Origin of the sequence: Maridesulfovibrio sp. (assembly GCF_963678865.1) — a bacterium.
Taxonomy (GTDB): domain Bacteria; phylum Desulfobacterota; class Desulfovibrionia; order Desulfovibrionales; family Desulfovibrionaceae; genus Maridesulfovibrio.
Map to the genome: position 1 here is coordinate 2,896,337 of NZ_OY787459.1, position 17,640 is coordinate 2,913,976.

At 49.5% G+C, this 17,640-nt stretch carries 13 protein-coding genes and 1 riboswitch; all 13 genes read left to right on the forward strand.

Annotated elements, in window-relative coordinates; genetic code table 11:
• The 13 genes from ACKU41_RS13300 to ACKU41_RS13360 all read left to right on the forward strand — a co-directional run bounded on the left by ACKU41_RS13300 (nucleotide 1) and on the right by ACKU41_RS13360 (nucleotide 17,533).
• Entirely contained in the window at nucleotides 1-1,392 is a 1,392-nt protein-coding gene (locus tag ACKU41_RS13300; protein WP_321401452.1) for a hypothetical protein, read from the forward strand.
• A 9-nt stretch (nucleotides 1,393-1,401) separates the two neighbouring features.
• Nucleotides 1,402-2,466 (forward strand): alpha/beta fold hydrolase, encoded by a 1,065-nt coding sequence (locus ACKU41_RS13305; protein WP_321401454.1) that lies wholly within the window; start codon nucleotides 1,402-1,404, stop codon nucleotides 2,464-2,466.
• A 7-nt stretch (nucleotides 2,467-2,473) separates the two neighbouring features.
• On the forward strand, nucleotides 2,474-3,709 hold the full coding sequence (locus ACKU41_RS13310) for a multidrug effflux MFS transporter (RefSeq protein WP_319777871.1): 1,236 nt from the start codon (nucleotides 2,474-2,476) through the stop codon (nucleotides 3,707-3,709).
• A gap of 37 nt (nucleotides 3,710-3,746) precedes the next feature.
• Complete coding sequence (locus ACKU41_RS13315) at nucleotides 3,747-4,865, forward strand: efflux RND transporter periplasmic adaptor subunit (RefSeq protein WP_319777872.1); 1,119 nt, start codon at nucleotides 3,747-3,749, stop codon at nucleotides 4,863-4,865.
• Nucleotides 4,866-4,877: 12 nt separating this feature from the next.
• Entirely contained in the window at nucleotides 4,878-8,012 is a 3,135-nt protein-coding gene (locus ACKU41_RS13320) for a multidrug efflux RND transporter permease subunit (protein ID WP_321401458.1), read from the forward strand.
• Nucleotides 8,005-9,489, forward strand: coding sequence for an efflux transporter outer membrane subunit (locus ACKU41_RS13325; RefSeq protein ID WP_321401460.1), 1,485 nt, complete (start codon nucleotides 8,005-8,007; stop codon nucleotides 9,487-9,489). The genes ACKU41_RS13320 and ACKU41_RS13325 overlap by 8 nt, the downstream gene beginning before the upstream one ends.
• 97 nt (nucleotides 9,490-9,586) lie before the next feature.
• A complete protein-coding gene (locus ACKU41_RS13330; RefSeq protein WP_321401462.1) occupies nucleotides 9,587-10,018 on the forward strand; it encodes a PaaI family thioesterase in 432 nt (143 codons plus the stop codon).
• A 55-nt stretch (nucleotides 10,019-10,073) separates the two neighbouring features.
• Nucleotides 10,074-10,538: a Cys-tRNA(Pro) deacylase gene (gene ybaK / locus ACKU41_RS13335; protein WP_319777876.1), complete on the forward strand. Its 465-nt coding sequence runs from the start codon at nucleotides 10,074-10,076 to the stop codon at nucleotides 10,536-10,538.
• Between the two features lie 186 nt (nucleotides 10,539-10,724).
• On the forward strand, nucleotides 10,725-11,471 hold the full coding sequence (locus tag ACKU41_RS13340; protein WP_321401464.1) for a sulfite exporter TauE/SafE family protein: 747 nt from the start codon (nucleotides 10,725-10,727) through the stop codon (nucleotides 11,469-11,471).
• Between the two features lie 15 nt (nucleotides 11,472-11,486).
• A complete protein-coding gene (locus tag ACKU41_RS13345) occupies nucleotides 11,487-11,897 on the forward strand; it encodes a MarR family transcriptional regulator (protein ID WP_319777878.1) in 411 nt (136 codons plus the stop codon).
• A gap of 265 nt (nucleotides 11,898-12,162) precedes the next feature.
• Nucleotides 12,163-12,322, forward strand: a riboswitch (cobalamin riboswitch).
• A 260-nt stretch (nucleotides 12,323-12,582) separates the two neighbouring features.
• Nucleotides 12,583-14,640 carry a ribonucleoside triphosphate reductase gene (locus ACKU41_RS13350; RefSeq protein ID WP_321401466.1) on the forward strand — a complete coding sequence of 686 codons (2,058 nt, stop codon included), beginning with the start codon at nucleotides 12,583-12,585 and terminating at the stop codon, nucleotides 14,638-14,640.
• 159 nt (nucleotides 14,641-14,799) lie between these two features.
• A complete protein-coding gene (locus ACKU41_RS13355) occupies nucleotides 14,800-15,030 on the forward strand; it encodes a hypothetical protein (RefSeq protein ID WP_163351445.1) in 231 nt (76 codons plus the stop codon).
• A 190-nt stretch (nucleotides 15,031-15,220) separates the two neighbouring features.
• Complete coding sequence (locus ACKU41_RS13360) at nucleotides 15,221-17,533, forward strand: methyl-accepting chemotaxis protein (protein WP_321401468.1); 2,313 nt, start codon at nucleotides 15,221-15,223, stop codon at nucleotides 17,531-17,533.
• The last annotated feature ends 107 nt before the right edge of the window (nucleotides 17,534-17,640 follow it).

Consider the following 17,640-nt stretch of genomic DNA (forward strand, 5'->3'; position numbering starts at 1 on the left):
ATGTCGTTTAACGCAGATCTTCGTGACCTGCTTGAAGCAGGTATAAACGAAATTATCAAGCAGCCTTCCTTGGACAGTGTTTCTCAGGAGATAGGACTGGATAAAAAGTTTTGCCTGCTGACGAACAAGGCTCTGGAAACCACATTCAATCTTCAGATGGATCAGCTCCGGCTTTCGGGGCTGCATTCCATGTTTATTTGCCGGGATCCTGAATTTGACTGGAATACAAAGCAATTCAAGGCCGGTATCGGTATCCGGCAGCTTTTGATATGCGTGGACAATTTTTCGCTGCAATCCGTTTACAGAATCATGTCCAAGAGCATGAAACCGTTTCGTGACGGACCGCTGTCCCTTGAAATCAAAAATATTCAGCTGGAATTGTCCGGTAAGCTGGATGTCGATTTCGTACAGAGCAGGGTTGCCGTAACCGATGCAGAAGCTGTTTTTGATTTTAATAGTATCTGCTGGCTCAATAAGATCAACCCGCTGGTAAAGATTGTTACGCCTGTTCTTGCTCCGGTGATTAAGAAAGTTCTTTCAAAGCAGATCTGCAGCAGACTTATTCCAGAACTTAATTCCAGACTTCAGGCAGGGCTTTCAGACCAGCAGGAGTTAATCGGTCAGTTTGCAAGGGCTTATCATATCAAGCTTGAACAGGGGGGATGGAACCAATGTCCTTTGGCGTTGCAGGGTTTCGGCGGCATAGGGCAATATCCGCTTCCGACATTGTGGAATATTCCCGAGGTTGATGCGTCGCTGCCCCGTCTTGCATTGCAGGATGTAATGGAAGATGCCCGAACTGGCGATCTGGTGCTGTTTTCAGGCTCTATCCCCTCAAGCATGCGGATTAAACGCATGACACAGAGCCCGTATTCCCATGTTGTTTTGCTGGTTAAAGAGCCGGAATTGGCGGAAGGGCGCTGTCTGGCATGGCAGGCCACAGCCAGTGAGCATTGTTGTGTGCTGCGTAACATGGAAACCGCAACCGGGGTTCAGCTCAATTATCTGGAAGATGTTGTAGCTGATTATCTTGATGAAGCTCCCGGCTCTGTAGTCGTCTACCGCAAGCTGATGCAAAATGGGAGGCGCGTTGCCCTGAACGGTAATATCAGGCAGAATATTTTGGATTTTATTAAGGCGATGGATGGCAAGCCCTATACTGACGATATGGAGTTGCTTTACATCATGGGATTGTTTGAGGTGGAGAACCCCGGTCACGAAAATTATTATTGTGCCGGACTGGTGGCGGAATCCCTTATGGAAATGGGCGTGCTGGATAGATCATTCCTGCAGCATCAGTACACTCCTAGAGATTTTTGTACTCTCCAGAAGTGTCTTCCTCACATCAATGAATTTTCATATAATGACTCTGACATAATTGTCGATATTTAGGGTGTTCCAATGAAGATCAGAAAAGAAATGATTCTGGTGCGTAAAGCGATACCTACTATTATCGCTTTGCTACTGGTTTACTTGTTGACATATCTGCTGTTTCTTGACCACCCAGACTATGTTGATGAGATTGTGCAGGATATTTTGTTTTCCATTTCTGCATTGGTCCTGCTTGCCATTACTATACGGTTTTTCTCTCTCATTATGGGAATAACAAGAATCAGGCGTGAATTCGGCCGGTATGTGGTGGACAAGTTTACCCACACTATCAACCAGTGCAAACCCCTGCACCAGTCTTTCGGCAAAAAGAAAAAGCACGCTGTAATCCTGCTCCACGGTTTTATTTCATCTCCCATAGTTTTTGATGGACTTCTTCAGGAGTTGAATGACAATCAGATTGATTACCATGCCCCGCTTATCCACGGATTCGGTGTAAAGCGTGTTCAGCTTCTTTTTTCCCTCACAGAAGATGAATGGGTGCGGCAGGTGACTGAGACATATGACATTCTTGCCAGCCAGTATGAGCATGTTTCGGTGATCGGACATTCTCTGGGCGGTACTCTGGCTCTTTATCTTTCACAGATCCGGCCTGTTAAGCACTTAATTTTGCTGGCCCCGGCAATTTTCCCCTGCAGTACGCAGAGAGTTCATAATTTACTGGCTGAAAACAAGTTTCTGTATGCATTGGTTCCATGGGTATTTCCCCTCTTGCCGATTTTTGACAAGATGCGCGATGATTTCGATAAAAAGACCGCCGAGAAGTATAACCTTTATTCTGTGGCCCCAACCCGCGGGGCCTTCAATGTTTTGCGGTTGCAGGCCAAAATTGACGTAAAAAAAGCGCAGTACGAAACGTTGGATTTGTTCTACGGAGCAAACGATATGGCGGTAGATGGAGAAAAAGTCTGGGATTATTTCAAACAGAACAATGCCCTGCACCGCGTTCACAGGTTCGACCATACCGGGCATAATCCGCTTATCGACGGAGAAGGGGATTTTGCCGGCTGGATTGTAGGTCATATCCTTCGTGAAGAGCTGGCATGGCCCCCGTGTAAATGCAACGGAGCTGCTTAGGAAAGTTATGAAAGACACATTGAAGATCTCTTTTGCCGGTCTAGTCCTACTGCTGTTTATGATCACCTCCATCTGCAGGCTGGCGACCAGCATATACCTTCCCGCGCTCCCGATCATCGGGGACAGTCTCCATCTGGAAGAATCAGTTCTCGGTTTGACCCTGACGGTCTACTTTTTCGGGTTTTCTTTTTTCACACTTGTAGCCGGACCGCTGAGTGATGCCTGGGGGAGACGGCGGGTTCTTTTGATCGGCGCTGCTGTGTTCATGTTCGGCAGCCTTGTCTGTGCTACAGCTCAGGGCGGTACAGCGCTTTTGGCCGGGCGTCTGCTGCAGGCTATCGGTGCCTGTTCCATTCCCGTGACAAGTCGCGCGCTGGTGCGTGACGCCTTTGAGGATCAGCAGGTTATAACCGTCATTGGCTGGATGGGGGTGCTCGGAGCTATAGTCCCCTCCATTGCCCCCATACTGGGCGGCGCGATCACTGAATATATAGGATGGCGGTATACTTTCGGTTTTCTGGCTTTTACCAGTTTTTTTATTTTGCTTACGGCATCATGGAAACTGCCGGAAACCCTGCCGGAGGAAAAACGGCACCCGCTTACCCTGCCCCATATTTTCAAAAGTTTTTTTACCATGCTGACCCATAGGGGATTCCTGTTCGCCATTATCCCGGTAATTTTCTGTTTTGCCATACAGGGGCTTTATTTCACCTGTGCCCCGTTTGTCTTTATCAAGCAGATGCAGCTTACCCCCACCCAGTTCGGCCTGACCAACCTTGTGCTGGTCGGTTCCCTTATGGCCGGGCGTATACTCTGTCCAATACTCACCAAGCGTTTAAGCAGTCAGAGGGCTTACGCGTTTTGCGGTGGGATTGCCCTGATTGCCGGTGTGGGATTTTTTACCCTGTTTTCCATCAGGACTCTTCATCTCTGGCAGATCTTCATACCTGCGGGCATGTTCGGGTTGTCGTTCGGAACTATGGTTCCCATCGGGGTGAAAGATGCCTTGACCTATTTTAAGCACCAGTCCGGTGCTGCTTCCGCTCTGTACGGCAGCCTGACCCGTGGAGCGAGCGGGGTTTTCAGTGCAATTGCCGGGGTGGGGATGAGCATGGACATAGAGCCCGTCCACGTTCTGGCCGGAATTGCATCTTTTTGCTGCCTGATGATTACCCTGACAACCATGGCCGCTTTCATGAAGAAAAACAAACTTGTTCCTGAATCAAGTGCCGGTGAAAATTAATACAAATTAAAAACCAAGTAGCAGCCAAGGGGGCTTCATGGGATCTTTTTATAAGAACATAACAATTCAACTCTGCTGTCTTCTGTGTTGTCTGGCTATTTACAGCACTCCCGTTTCGGCTGCTAAAAAGAAAGCTCCTAAAGCTCCGCCTTCGGTGGTGGTGCATACTATTACTGAACAGGAAATTAATCCGTATCAGGAGTTTGTCGGTCGTATTGAAGCGATGCAGGCTGTAGCCATTCAGGCCCGGGTTCAGGGTTATCTGGAAGAAGTCGCTTTCAGAGAGGGCAGCATGGTTGATGCCGGGCAGTTGCTTTATAAAATTGAACCTGATGTATATAGGGCCAAAGTTAACGTCAACAGGGCCAAAAGGTCCAAGTGCGAAGCGGCACTGACAAAAGCTCAGCAGTATTACAAGAGGATTAAGACCGTTAAGCGGGGCGGGGTTTCCGCAGCAGACAGGGATACGGCGGAAAGTGACCTGTTGCAGGCCAAGGCCAATCTGCAGGAGGCGCAAGCCAACCTGAATCAGTCTAATCTGGACCTGAGTTATACAACCATCACCTCTCCGATCAGGGGCCGCATCGGTAAAACCAGCTACACAAAGGGCAACCTTGTTTCTTCCAGCTCCGGGACACTGGCCCGTATCGTTCAGATTGATCCTATCCGGGCGACTTTCTCCATAAGCGAAAATATGCTTGCGGCCGCCCAGCAGTTTCGGCACGAACCCAGAAACAGCAAGGTTATTAAACTTAGAATGTCCGGGGACAGGGTCTACCCGCTGACCGGGGTCCTTGAGTTTCTGGATAACGAGGTGGACAGGACTACAGGAACAGTGGCAGTGAGGGCTGTTTTCCCCAACCCTGACGGTCTGCTGGTTCCCGGACAGTATGTTACTGTGCTGGTAGGGGTGAGCAAACCCCAGAAAAAAGCTGTCGTCCCTCAGGCTGCTGTGCTGGAAGACAAGGACGGCAAATATGTTTTCGTAGTTGACGGCAATAAGATCGTTCAGCAGAAGCGAATCAAGATCGGTATAGCCAAGGATACCCAGTGGGCTGTTGAAAGCGGCCTTCTCCCCGGCGAAAGTGTCATCGTGTCCGGCATCCAGAAGGTTCGGCCCGGAATGGAAGTCAATCCGTCATCCGCAAAGCAATAAGGAGACGCAGGAGTGATTTCCAAAATATTTATTGAACGTCCGCGTCTGGCTATGGTGGTTTCGCTGGTCATTACCCTGGCCGGACTGCTCGCCATGTTTTTCATTCCCGTGTCCGAGTATCCGGCAAATATTGTCCCGCCTGAAATCAGGGTTTCCGCCAGTTATCCCGGTGCTGATGCCCAAGGGGTGGCGGCGTCGGTTGCAGCTCCGCTTGAGGCGCAGATCAACGGTGTGGACAACATGCTGTACATGTCCTCAAGCTGTTCGAACAATGGCGGTTACAGCCTGACGGTTACTTTTGATGTCGGAACAGATCCGGATATGGCGCAGGTCAATGTCATGAACCGGGTGCAGGAGGCCAAGAGCAAGCTCCCCAGTGAAGTTTCCGCTCAGGGCGTTTCCGTGCGCCAGCGTAGTTCCGACATGCTCGGCGTAATTTCCTTTTACAATGAAAATCCGGATGAGAGCACGCTTCCCTTGGCCAACTGGGTCAATATCAACGTCCGCGATGCGTTGCTCCGTGTGGACGGAGTCAGTGAGGCGAATACCTTCGGGGTTAATGACTACAGTATCCGCATCTGGCTCGATCCGGTCCGCATGACCTCGCTCAAGATGACCGCCGATGATGTCATTTCCGCCATCAAAGAACAGAACGTCCGTGCCGCGGTCGGTTCTATCGGAACCACGCCGGCTCCTGCGGACCAGCAGGTGCAGTATACCCTGCGCGCCAAGGGCCGACTGAACACAGTTGAGGAATTCAGCAAGATCATTGTGCGGGCCAATGACCATGGCGGTCTCGTCTATTTGAGCGATGTGGCCAAAATAGAACTGGGCAGCAAATCCTATGCTTCGGGGTCTTCCCTGAACGGCAGCCCGTCTGTTGCTATGGGGGTTTATCAGTCACCGGGGTCCAACGCTCTGGATACCATGGCGCTGGTTCGGGCAAAGCTGAAGGAGCTGGCTCCGCGCCTTCCTAAAGGCTCCAAGTATGAAGTGATCTATGATGCAACTAAATTTGTGGAAACCACAATTGAGGAAATTGTTTCCACACTGATACTTACATTCGTACTGGTTGTTGTTGTCACATTTATTTTTCTGCAGGACTGGCGGGCCACACTTATTCCGACCCTGACCATTCCGGTTTCGCTGGTCGGTTCCTTTGCCCTGCTTATGGCCCTTGGCTATTCAGCCAATACAATTACACTTTTCGCGCTTATTCTGGCCATCGGTCTTGTGGTTGATGATGCTATTGTCGTGGTTGAAAACGTCCAGCGGCTGATGGCAGAGGAAGGCCTTCCGGCCAAGCAGGCCTCGCTTAAGTCCATGGAGCAGGTCACCGGACCGGTTATCGCCACCACGCTTGTTCTGCTGGCTGTGTTCGTGCCTGTCGGGTTCCTGCCCGGCATTACCGGACAATTGTACCGCCAGTTCGCTGTTACCATCTGTGTGGCAGTGCTGCTTTCTTCGGTCAACGCGCTTTCGCTTAGTCCTGCGCTCTGTTCCCTTCTTTTGCGTGCTCCTAAAACCATACAGCGCGGGCCGCTGGCATGGTTTAATACCGCTCTGAACGGTTCCAGAAATATTTATCTGAGAGTAGCGGGCTGGCTGACCAGAAAATTCCTCGTGGCTTTGCTGATACTCGGCATTCTTTCAATTGCCTCGTGGAAATTGTTTGATGTGCTGCCGACCAGCTTCCTGCCCAAGGAAGACAAAGGGTTTATCATTGTGGACGTTCAGCTTCCTGATGCCGCCGCATTTTCACGCACCAGCAAGATTATCGATAAATTATCCGCCCAGATTCAGGAACTTGAGGGTGTGGATTTTGTGATTGGAATCCGTGGCTTCAGTATGGTCAGCGGTAACGGAGAGAACGTAGGTGTGGCTTTTGTGGGGCTTAAGCCTTGGGACGAAAGAACCACCCCTGAAACTCAGATAAACAAGGTGCTCAAAAAAATCAGGGGTATTGCCTTAACCACGCCGGGGGCAAATATCAACGCCTTTACCCCTCCTGCGATCATGGGCTTGGGAACATCCGGTGGATTTGACCTGCGTTTGCAGACCTTGCAGGGTCAGAAACCGCAGGATCTTGCCGCAGTGGCAAAGGGTTTGATGATGGCCCTGAATCAGGATAATTCCATTGCCTATGCATTCAGCACGTACTCGGCCAATGTGCCGCAACTGTTTGTCAATCTTGACCGCACCAAGGCCAAGACCCTTGATGTACCCGTCAATCAGGTTTTCTCCACTCTGCAGGCCCAGCTCGGTTCCAAGTATGTGAATGACATCAACATGTATGACCGTATTTTTCAGGTCCGGGTTCAGGCGGAAAGCTCCTTCCGTAATACAATTGACGACATCGGGCGGCTTTATGTCAGGAGCAATTCCGGAAAAATGGTGCCGATGACCAGTCTGGTCTCGATTTCAACCGTGCTTGGTCCGCAATCGGTGACCCGCTTCAACCAGTTTTCATCGGCCAACTTCATGGGCGGTGCCTTTCCTTGGGTCAGTTCCGGTGAAGCTTTGAAGACAGTTGAAGATGTGGCGGCAAAGACTCTGCCTGAAGGGTACGCCTATGAATGGGCCGGGATGAGTTATCAGGAAAAAAACGGCGGCGGGGGAACCATGAGTATCCTGCTGCTTGCCGCTTTGTTCGGTTATCTCTTTTTAGTAGGCCTTTATGAAAGCTGGACTGTTCCGCTTTCGGTAATCCTTTCCATCGCCGTGGCTATATGTGGTGCTTTGGGTGGATTGATGAGCATGAGAATGCCGCTTTCCATTTATGCCCAGATCGGCCTTGTGCTGCTGGTCGGGCTGGCGGCCAAGAATGCCATTCTCATTGTTGAATTTGCGCGTGAACAGCATGAGTCCGGGGCCAGCATCTACGATGCGGCAATGATGGCTGCAAAATTGAGATTCCGGGCGGTTCTCATGACAGCATTCTCTTTTGTTCTCGGAGTTTTGCCGCTCCTGATCGCCACCGGAGCCGGAGCCGGAAGCCGTAAATCCATCGGGGTTACTGTTTTCTCTGGTATGACAGCCGCTACAATTGTCGGTATCCTGCTCATACCGGGGCTTTATGCCGTATTCCAGAATATGCGTGAGGGAACAGGAAGGATTGTTTCAAAATTAAGGAATAAAAATGTTTAGAAATTTTCCCATACTTTTTTTGCTTCTCGCAATCTGCGGGTGTACCACTGTCGGTCCTGACTACAAGGCTCCGGATCCTGTAGCGCCGGACAAATGGAATTCTCAAATGGAAGACGGCCTGCGCAAGGATACTTTGAAAGTGGACGACCTTGCCCTCTGGTGGGAAAAGCTGAATGACCCGATTTTGAATAATTTGATGCAGAAGGCCCTGGAGGGCAACCTTGATTTGGCCCTTGCCAAGGAGCGTATTCAGGAATCGCGGGCAAAATACGGTATGACCGAAGCCGGGCTGTTCCCTACTCTTGATGCCTCAGGTTCGTACACCAAACGCCAGACCAGTGAGAATTTGAGCCGGGTCAAAAAAAGTTACACCGACAACATGTACAAAGCCGGATTTGATGCCAGTTGGGAGCTTGATATTTTTGGAGGAACCCGCCGGGCGGTCGAAGCCGCAAAGGCGGAGGTTCAGGCTCAGGAAGCAGGTCTTCTCAATACTCTGGTCTCGTTGAGTGCGGAGGTTGCCAATACTTATGTCAGCCTGCGGACATATCAGGCCCGACTTGCCGTAGCAAAATCAAATATCAAAACGCAGGAAAACAGTTACGAACTGACCAAGTCCCGGTACGATGTCGGTCTGACTGATGAACTAGCGGTCCAGCAGGCAACGTATAACCTTGCTTCAACCCGTTCCAGCCTTTCGACTCTGTATTCAGGCATTGAGTCAACCAAGAATAAACTTGCCATTCTTCTTGGCAGGTCACCGGGGGCTGTGGATGAAATGGTCAGCACTCCGAAAGGCATTCCTGAAACCCCGCTTACCGTCGCTGTCGGAATCCCGGCAGAAGCACTGCGCCAACGTCCGGACATCCAGAAAGCCGAACGTGAGCTGGCAGCGCAGACTGCCCGGATAGGCGGAGCCACTGCCGACCTTTACCCGAAGTTTAAGCTGACCGGCTCCATTGGTCTGGAATCGTTTGATGCCGGGGACTTTTTTACTCCCGAAAGTAACTTGTGGTCCTTCGGTCCTTCTATTTCATGGAGGATATTTGATGCCGGGGCGATAAAGCGCAATATCGATGTACAGACAGCATTGCAGAAACAATATCTGATTAAATATCAGAATACAGTCCTCAAAGCTCTGGGGGAAGTTGAAAATGCCCTGACAAATTATGCGCAGGAGCAAATTAAACGTCAGGAATTAAAGAGGGCGGTGGATGCCGCAGAAGTGGCTGCTGATCTTGCCATGGAAAAGTATCTGGCAGGTTTGATCACTTTTACAGACGTACTTGATGCCCAGCGTTACCAGCTTTCATTTCAGGATCAGCTTGCCAGTAGTGAGGGTACTGTGATCACCAATTTTATCAGCATATACAAAACACTTGGCGGAGGGTGGCAGTCCTACAGCATTTCCCCGGTAGAGGAAAATGGAGTGCAGAACGTTTCTGCCGAAACAACAGCTTCTACAGATAGTAAGTAGCTGGTGTTTTTCCATTGACTGTCGACATAGGTCTCATCGAAAAAAGAAGTCACCCTTTCAATGGCGCCGTTAGTTTAACAGTTTATCAGGAGCTCCAATGGCTGATTATAGGTCATATTTGAATAATCTTGTTGAAGGCAGGCCGGTAGATAATCCCTTTTTGGATTTTATGGGAATCAAGGTTGAGGAAATCCGGGAAGGTTATGCCAGTCTGAGCATGGAGATACGTCCTGAATTTTTGCAGGGTGCGGCTAATATACAGGGCGGTTTGTCGGTTGCTTTATCAAGCGAGACTGCGGCCCATGCGGTGATGACCACCCTCAATCCCGGCGAGGATATGGTTACCGTTGAGCTGAAAAACAATTTTCTTTCCCCGGCTTCGAAGGGGCGGCTTATTGCTGAATCAACCGTATTCAAGCGCGGACGTACTCTGGTCATTGTGGATTCTATTGTGCGGGATGATCAGGGGAAGGATATTTCCCGGAGTAGTGCAACTTTGATGGTGCTTGGTGGTGCGGGCAAACAATAGGCTGTATCTTTTTCCCCGGTTGCCAAGCATGACCTACCTTGTGTAATAAGTCCCCATGACACCTGCAATAAATATCGCCAAAAAAAAGAAGATTAAGTTCAAGGTCCACGAATACGAACACGATCCGTCTGCCGAGGCCTATGGCAAGGAAGCTGCGGAAAAGCTGGGTGTTGACCCGGAGCGTGTTTTTAAAACCTTGGTGGCCGGAAGCGGACGCGACCTTTTTGTTGCTGTGGTTCCGGTAATGAAGATGCTGGATCTTAAATTGCTGGCTAAGGTAGTGAAGGTAAAAAAAATAGCCATGGCCGACGTTCAGCTGGTGGAACGGACCACCGGATACGTAGTCGGCGGGGTTAGCCCGCTGGGACAGAAGAAACTGTTACCCACGGTGATCGATGCTTCTGCTGAGGATTTTGAAACAATTTATGTGAGCGGCGGTAAACGCGGTCTTGATATTGAGTTGGCGCCTCAGGATCTGGCGGGACTGCTGCGGGCCTCTTTTGCCGCAATTTCACGTTAATTTTCAGAACGTTCTTATATTCCAGTTTATTAAATAGGATGACCGGCCCGCTTGATGGATTTCAGGCGGGTTTTTTATTGTTTCCAATTTTAATTCGCCCAACAAAAAGTTTGACATTCAAATTAAGTTGGCGCTAGATAGTTTGAATTATGTTTAATTTGATTATCAAATTATATGGAGTCCAAAATGGAATTCGATTCAATTTTTCTAATAGCCATGCAGTCCAGTCTCTTTCTGGGTCTCATTCACGGGATCAATCCCTGCGGTCATTCATGGCTGGTGCTGGCGCCTTTTGTTTACGGCGAGAAGAACGGTAAGCGGGTGTTTTCCCTGACTGCGGGGTTTGTCATGGGTACCGCACTGGCCTGCCTGATCATCGGGCTTACCCTGGGGTCCATTTCCCTGACCATCCCGGAATCCCTGACCTACATCGTGGATATTATAACTGTGGCTATTCTTGTTCTTCTGGGGACTGTTCTGATTCTGAAACCTGAACTGCTGCACAGCCATGACCACGACCATACCCATAATCACGGCGATCATGACCATGATGGGCACGCGCATCACGATCACGATCACGCTCATGACCATCATGGCTGCGGATGTTCATGCAGCCATGGAAAATCGACCTTGCGCAGCGTTACTTTCTGGGGGCTGTTTTCCATCGGTTTTGTGAATATGGTCGTACCGTGTCCCACTGTGGCGATTATGTATAAATATGCCCTTGATTCCGGCAGCGTGCTCAAAGGGAGTGCTGTTTTCGCCAGCTATGCCTTAGGCACAGGCGCAGCCCTTGCTGCGGTGATCTACGCTATCTACCGGGCCGCGTCATTTGTGCGTACCCTTGAGCAGGATTGGGTGGAGCCGCTGGTTATGCGTACTGCCGGGGTAATGACCATAGCTTTTGCGGTCTACAGTTATACAAATATTTAAAGATACGAGGTTGATATGCTCCATAAACTCAACCATGCGGTGATAGAATTTTATGAAAAGCTTTCCTCATGGGAGCATGATGTGGTCCGGGAAAAAGGGTTGACCCTGCCTCAGATGCATACTCTTGAAGTATTGGGTATCCACAAATCCATGCGTATGAAGGAACTGGCCCAGCGCATGGGCATTACCACCGGAACTCTGACCGTATTGGTGGATCGGCTTGAAGATAAGGAGTTTGTCTGCCGCAAACCTCACCAGACTGACCGTCGTTCCATCATCGTGGAGCTAACCGAAACCGGTCAGGAAATGTTCGAGGAGCATGATCGCCTTCACCTGCGTCTTATTGAAGAACTTACTTCGGAATTTTCCGAAGAGGAAAAGGTGATTTTGCTTGGTTGTATTGAGAAAATGAATGGAGCTTTTTAGCACGGAATCTTTTTGCGGATTATGAACATTTTAAGAACAATTGTGGAAAACTTTTGTTTAAAATAACGGCCTTGAAAGTAATTATTTCAGGGCCTGTTTTTTTATCAAAAATCAATGCCTTAAGCGATTTTGAACACACTATGAACAATTGTGGAAAACTTGTGTTCCACATCTCTTAGCCCAGTCCTCCCAAGGGCTGGCGGGCTATTGCTTAAGAAAAAGTCTAGAGAGTCTTGACCGGATTTCTGAGTCTGGTAGACTGTTTTCTGTCGTCAGCACTTCAGGAGTCCGTTTCTGCTTTCTGAGCTTTTTAAAAACGGACCGGACGGGAACCCGGTTAGAATCCGGGGCGGTTCTGCCGCTGTCAGGGAAGCATTTTGTGCTTAACCCGAGCCAGCATCCCGACCTGAAGCAGACCTGCCAGATGTTGGTCCAGCAAATGTTATGAAAGGACGTACAACACGGCGGGTCGGTTCAAATCGACCGGAAGTTTTGTTTCTGGCAATTTTTCCGGTTTCAAAAGTCCTGCGGGATGCGCCTACCGGGCCTCCTGCGCCAAATAGCCACACCACCATAAGACACGGTTCAGCCGTGGGCTTGCAATCTGGGGAGGTTGCTTCCTTTTCTGCGTTCTTTTTACGGCGCAGGTGGTGATGTGTGCGGACAAATTTTAACAGGTAGTTTAATGCCCAAACAAATTCTCAAACGTGACGGATGTCTTGAATCATGGTCCACAGACCGGATCTCAGAAGCGATTTTTAAAGCCCTCAAAGCCAGCGGTATCAAGGATCCCCTGCTGAGTAAGCGTCTTGGCCGCAAGGTTGAGCAGAAGCTTGCAGAAGTGGATGTTCCCGAGCAGGAAATGGTTCAGGATATGGTACAGCTCGTGCTCATGGAGAACCGTCTCTACTCGGTGGCCGAACGCTACATCATTTACCGTGAAAAGCGCCGCGAACTCCGCCGTCAGGATGAAACATACCTCGATATCGCCGGCACTATTGAAAGTTATCTTGACCGTACTGACTGGCGGGTAAATGAAAACTCCAACATGGGCCATTCCTTTCAGGGTCTGATGCTGCACATGTCCGGAGCTGTTCAGGCCCGTTACTGCCTCGAAAAATATCCCGAGGAAATCAGGCTTGCCCACGAGCACGGTTATTTTCATATCCATGACCTTTCTTTCGGCCTTGCCGGATATTGCGCAGGCTGGTCCCTGCGTGATCTGCTGCTGGATGGTTTCGGCCTCAGGGGACGTTGCTCTTCCGGTCCTGCACGCCACTTTGATTCCGTAACCGGACAGATGGTCAACTTCCTCGGCACACTTCAGAATGAATGGGCCGGTGCGCAGGCTTTCAACAACGTTGATACCTACCTCGCACCTTTCATCCGTTATGACGGTCTGGATTATGACCGCGTAAAACAGATTGTGCAGAAGTTGATTTTCAACCTGAACACCACCTCCCGTTGGGGCGGTCAGAGTCCGTTTACCAACTTTACTTTTGATATGGTTCCGCCCAAGCATATTGCTAACGAACCGGTTATCATCGGCGGTGAATTTCAGGATACTACATACGGTGAATATGAAGCAGAAATGGAGATGTTCAACCGTGCCTTCGTTGAAATTATGCTTGAAGGTGACTCCGATGGCCGTATCTTCTCTTTCCCTATCCCCACATACAACGTAACTCCGGATTTTCCGTGGGAAAGCGAAGTGGGTGAACTGCTTCTGCAGATGACTGCCAAGTACGGTGCTCCCTACTTTCAGAACTTCATCAACTCCGACCTCAATCCCGAGGACGTGCGTTCCATGTGCTGCCGTCTGCAGATGGACCTGCGCGAAATCCGCAAGAAAACCGGTGGCCTCTTCGGTGCTGGAGACCTGACCGGTTCAATCGGTGTTGTGACTCTGAACCTGCCCAAGCTGGCTTATCTCGCTCAGGGTGAGGAAGATTTCCTTGACCTGATTTCCGAGTACGCCTCTTTGGCCAAGGATTCCCTTGAGTACAAACGCAAGCTGGTTTCCGCCAACTTTGAGAACGGCATGTTCCCTTTCTCCCAGCGTTACCTGAAGAACGGTTTCAAGGGTCATTTCTCCACCATCGGATTGATCGGTGGTAACGAAGCCTGCCACAACCTGCTGGGTAAAGGTATTGATACTCCTTCCGGTTCCCGCCTCATGCAGAGGGTGCTGCATCACCTGCGTGACCTGACCGTGGCATTTCAGGAAGAAACAGGAAACCTTTTCAACCTTGAGGCGACTCCGGGTGAAGGTACCTGCTACCGTCTGGCCAAGATTGACAAGAATCTTTATGCCGACATCTACACCTCCGGTAGCGGAACTCCGTACTACACCAACTCCACTCTGCTGCCTGTCGGTTCCACCGAAGATGTTGTCTACGCTCTGGAACACCAGAACGAGCTGCAGACCCTGTACAACGGCGGGACCGTGTTCCATACCTTTCTCGGTGAAGCCGTGCCTGATACCACAGCGCTTAAGAACTTCATCATCAAAGCCATGACCAATACCAAGATTCCTTATATCTCGGTAACTCCGACCTTTTCGGTCTGCGAAGATCACGGCTATATTTACGGTGAACACTTCGAATGCCCCGATTGCGGCAAGGATGCCGAGGTATACACCCGCATCGTCGGTTACTACCGTCCGGTTAATCGCTGGAACAAGGGTAAACAGGAAGAGTACCGCGAAAGGACTGAGTACAGCCAGACTTCATGCGCATGCTAAGACTGGTAGGGTAAAGTACATAAACTGATATCAAGGCTCGGAGAAGGTTTTCTCCGGGCCTTTTGCTACGTATTGGTTATATTGTTTTGTAAGTGCTTGCGTAAGCCCTTTTCAGGATGTAATTTGTGTACTGACCGGAACCATTAACAGCTTATGAGTATGATATTATCAGCCAGCCAGTTACGCGCTTTGCGCCAGAGAAATGACGAAGAGCTTCGTAAGGGAAGCTATGCCAAGCACGGCTATCCAGCGAATACCATCCAGGACCTGTTGCATACTGTTGAGGCCCTGAAGAGTGAAAAGAAGAAGTGGAAGAAAGTTGCTCAGGAACGGGGAGAGTTGCTGAACAAAATGAACGGCCTGCTCGAGGATTACAATAAATCAAAATAAGTTAGCCTTATCGAAATAGACTGCCCGCTCTGCAATTTTGCAGGGCGGGTTTTTTATTTTTAATAAAAGAGAGCTATTATTTGTTTAAGTTTCATTATTAAAAATAATATAAATTAATAAAAATACGAGTAGAGTCCCCCGGTTATATACCAGTTGCCTGAATTTAAACATTAATTAAAGGGGGATAGCCGTGAGGTTTAAGAGTATAAATACCGGACTTGCAATATTGATAACTGCAGTAGTCGCTATTTCAGTTGCGGGTTTTGTGATTGTCGTCAGCTCCATGACAAATTCTGCTGTTCTGCATATTCAGAAGCAGAACATGAAAGTATTGAACAATAAAATTGTCAACGAAGTTGATCAGTTTCTCGAGCTCTCCGCGAGTGATCTTGCTGATTATGCAAGTAATGCCGGTCTGCAGAATGCATTTAGGGATGAATCTGCCCGGGATATGATTATGGCCAGTTTTCGGGAGAGGCTAAGTAATAATAGCCGGCTGACTGCCTTAGGCGTTTTCGGCACGGACGGTAAAGTTATTCTTGGCCTTAGCTCAAATGGACAGTCAGCGGCAGGAGCGGATATACATTCCAGAAAGTATGTGCAGGAAATATTGAATGGAAGTTCATTTGCGGTCTCAGAAGTTGTGAAGTCTGTGCTGGATGGACGTTTTATTGTCGTCATGGCAGTTCCGGTCCGGGATGAGCAGGGCAGACTTATTGGAGGTTTTATCTCTTCATTGGACTGGCAGAAATATGCCCAAGGTATAATTGGCGACATTTCCATCGGAGAAGACGGTTACGCCTATATTCTGGATAAGCAAGGCCGCATCATTGCCCATAAAATGAATCAGGATCTTATTTTAAAAGATATTTCCAGCAACCAGTTTGTTAAAGACAGTCTTGCTGCCCCTAAGGGGCATACGGAATATGAGTGGGAGGGTCGGGCCAAATTACAGTTTTTCCAGGTAGTGCCTTCCACTGGATGGGTGGTCTGCATGTCTGCGTATGTATCGGACTTGACCCGGGCTGCAATTGAACAGCGCACAGTGCTTATCGGCATGGGGATTGTGATGGTGCTGGGTCTAGTGGGAGTCATTGTTTTTACCATCCGTAAACAGGTCACCGGACCTATGGCTATAATCCGTGATTTCACCAGCGAGATTGCACAGGGCAATTTCAAGGCGGAGCTTGACGGTAAGTTTGTATGTGAGCTCAAGGATCTTTCTGAAAATATTGATTTCATGGTTGCGGAGCTGAAAAACAAACTCGGTTTTTCCGAGGGCGTGCTCAAGGGGCTGGTCCTGCCTTGTTCAATTATTGGTCCCAATGATGAGGTTCTTTGGGCCAACTCCCATATCTGTGAACTTATTGAAACAAATGTCAGCCCTGAACAGGCCGTAGGTATGGATCCCGGAGAGTTTTTATACAATGAAAAAGGGCGTAAGACGATCTCCCAGCAGGCTATTGAGGGTGAGCGCCAGATTCAGCAGGAAGTTGAATATACTACTGTGAAGGGGCACCATAAGGATATTATGATTTCTGCTACCCCTTTTTATGACATGGATAAGAATCTGCTCGGTTCGGTGGCTATATGGGTGGATATGACTGAAATTCGTGAGCAGCAGCACAAGATTGAAGAACATAATATCATGATTTCCGAAGCTGCAGCCAGCGCCACCCAGGTCTCCAATGAGGTTGCCGGTTTTTCTGAAGCTCTGGCCGCACAGGTGGAGCAGTCCAGTCGAGGTGCCGAGGAGCAGTCCGCTATGGCCAGTGAGGCAGCTACTGCCATGGAAGAGATGAACTCCACCGTATTTGATGTGGCGCGTAATGCTTCCACTGCAGCGGAGCTTGCTGATGCTTCGCAGCAGAAAGCCGGTGAAGGTGAGCGGATGGTAATTCAAGCAGTCGAAACCATCTCCCTGATCCGTGCGCAATCGGACCAGATGCAGAAAGACATGGCTGATCTCGGTCAGCAGGCCGAAGGCATAGGCAACATAATGGGCGTGATCAGTGATATTGCGGATCAGACCAACCTGCTGGCACTTAACGCCGCTATTGAAGCGGCCCGTGCCGGTGATGCCGGGCGCGGATTCGCCGTGGTTGCCGATGAGGTCCGCAAGTTGGCAGAATCCACTATGAATGCTACCAGTGAAGTCGGAGAATATATCGGCCGCATTCAGGACAGTGCCAAGACCAACATCACCAATACCGAAAAGTCGACCATAGCCATCGGTGAAGTTACGGAGCTGGTCAACCAGTCCGGTTCTATTTTGAAAGAAATCGTTGAGAAGGTCTCCGAAACTGCTGATCAGGTTCGTTCCATTGCCACGGCATCTGAGGAGCAGTCTGCAGCAAGTGAGCAGATCAGTCGCTCGACTACGCAGATTAACACCATTGCCAGTGAGACAGCGCATGCAATGAATGAATCAGCAGAGGCCGTCAGCCGTATGTCGGAACTGGCAAAGGATCTGGACGGAATTATCAGCCGTATGCAGGGATAGGATGTATGTATGCTCTTGTTTTTTCGGTTGACTGAAGTCGAGTTTTGCATTTAATTCCAGTCAGTCGTTAAAGAAAGTATTAAAATTTCAAGTTGATGCTTGCCTCT

Bases quoted from the DNA above. Each gene is read 5' to 3' on its own strand.
- ACKU41_RS13345 (WP_319777878.1), top strand. From the start codon at position 11,487: ATGCTCCATAAACTCAACCATGCGGTGATAGAATTTTATGAAAAGCTT.
- ACKU41_RS13355 (WP_163351445.1), top strand. From the start codon at position 14,800: ATGATATTATCAGCCAGCCAGTTACGCGCTTTGCGCCAGAGAAATGAC.
- ACKU41_RS13350 (WP_321401466.1), top strand. From the start codon at position 12,583: ATGCCCAAACAAATTCTCAAACGTGACGGATGTCTTGAATCATGGTCC.
- ACKU41_RS13305 (WP_321401454.1), top strand. From the start codon at position 1,402: ATGAAGATCAGAAAAGAAATGATTCTGGTGCGTAAAGCGATACCTACT.
- ACKU41_RS13300 (WP_321401452.1), top strand. From the start codon at position 1: ATGTCGTTTAACGCAGATCTTCGTGACCTGCTTGAAGCAGGTATAAAC.
- ACKU41_RS13340 (WP_321401464.1), top strand. From the start codon at position 10,725: ATGGAATTCGATTCAATTTTTCTAATAGCCATGCAGTCCAGTCTCTTT.
- ACKU41_RS13325 (WP_321401460.1), top strand. From the start codon at position 8,005: ATGTTTAGAAATTTTCCCATACTTTTTTTGCTTCTCGCAATCTGCGGG.
- ACKU41_RS13315 (WP_319777872.1), top strand. From the start codon at position 3,747: ATGGGATCTTTTTATAAGAACATAACAATTCAACTCTGCTGTCTTCTG.
- ACKU41_RS13310 (WP_319777871.1), top strand. From the start codon at position 2,474: ATGAAAGACACATTGAAGATCTCTTTTGCCGGTCTAGTCCTACTGCTG.
- ybaK (WP_319777876.1), top strand. From the start codon at position 10,074: ATGACACCTGCAATAAATATCGCCAAAAAAAAGAAGATTAAGTTCAAG.
- ACKU41_RS13330 (WP_321401462.1), top strand. From the start codon at position 9,587: ATGGCTGATTATAGGTCATATTTGAATAATCTTGTTGAAGGCAGGCCG.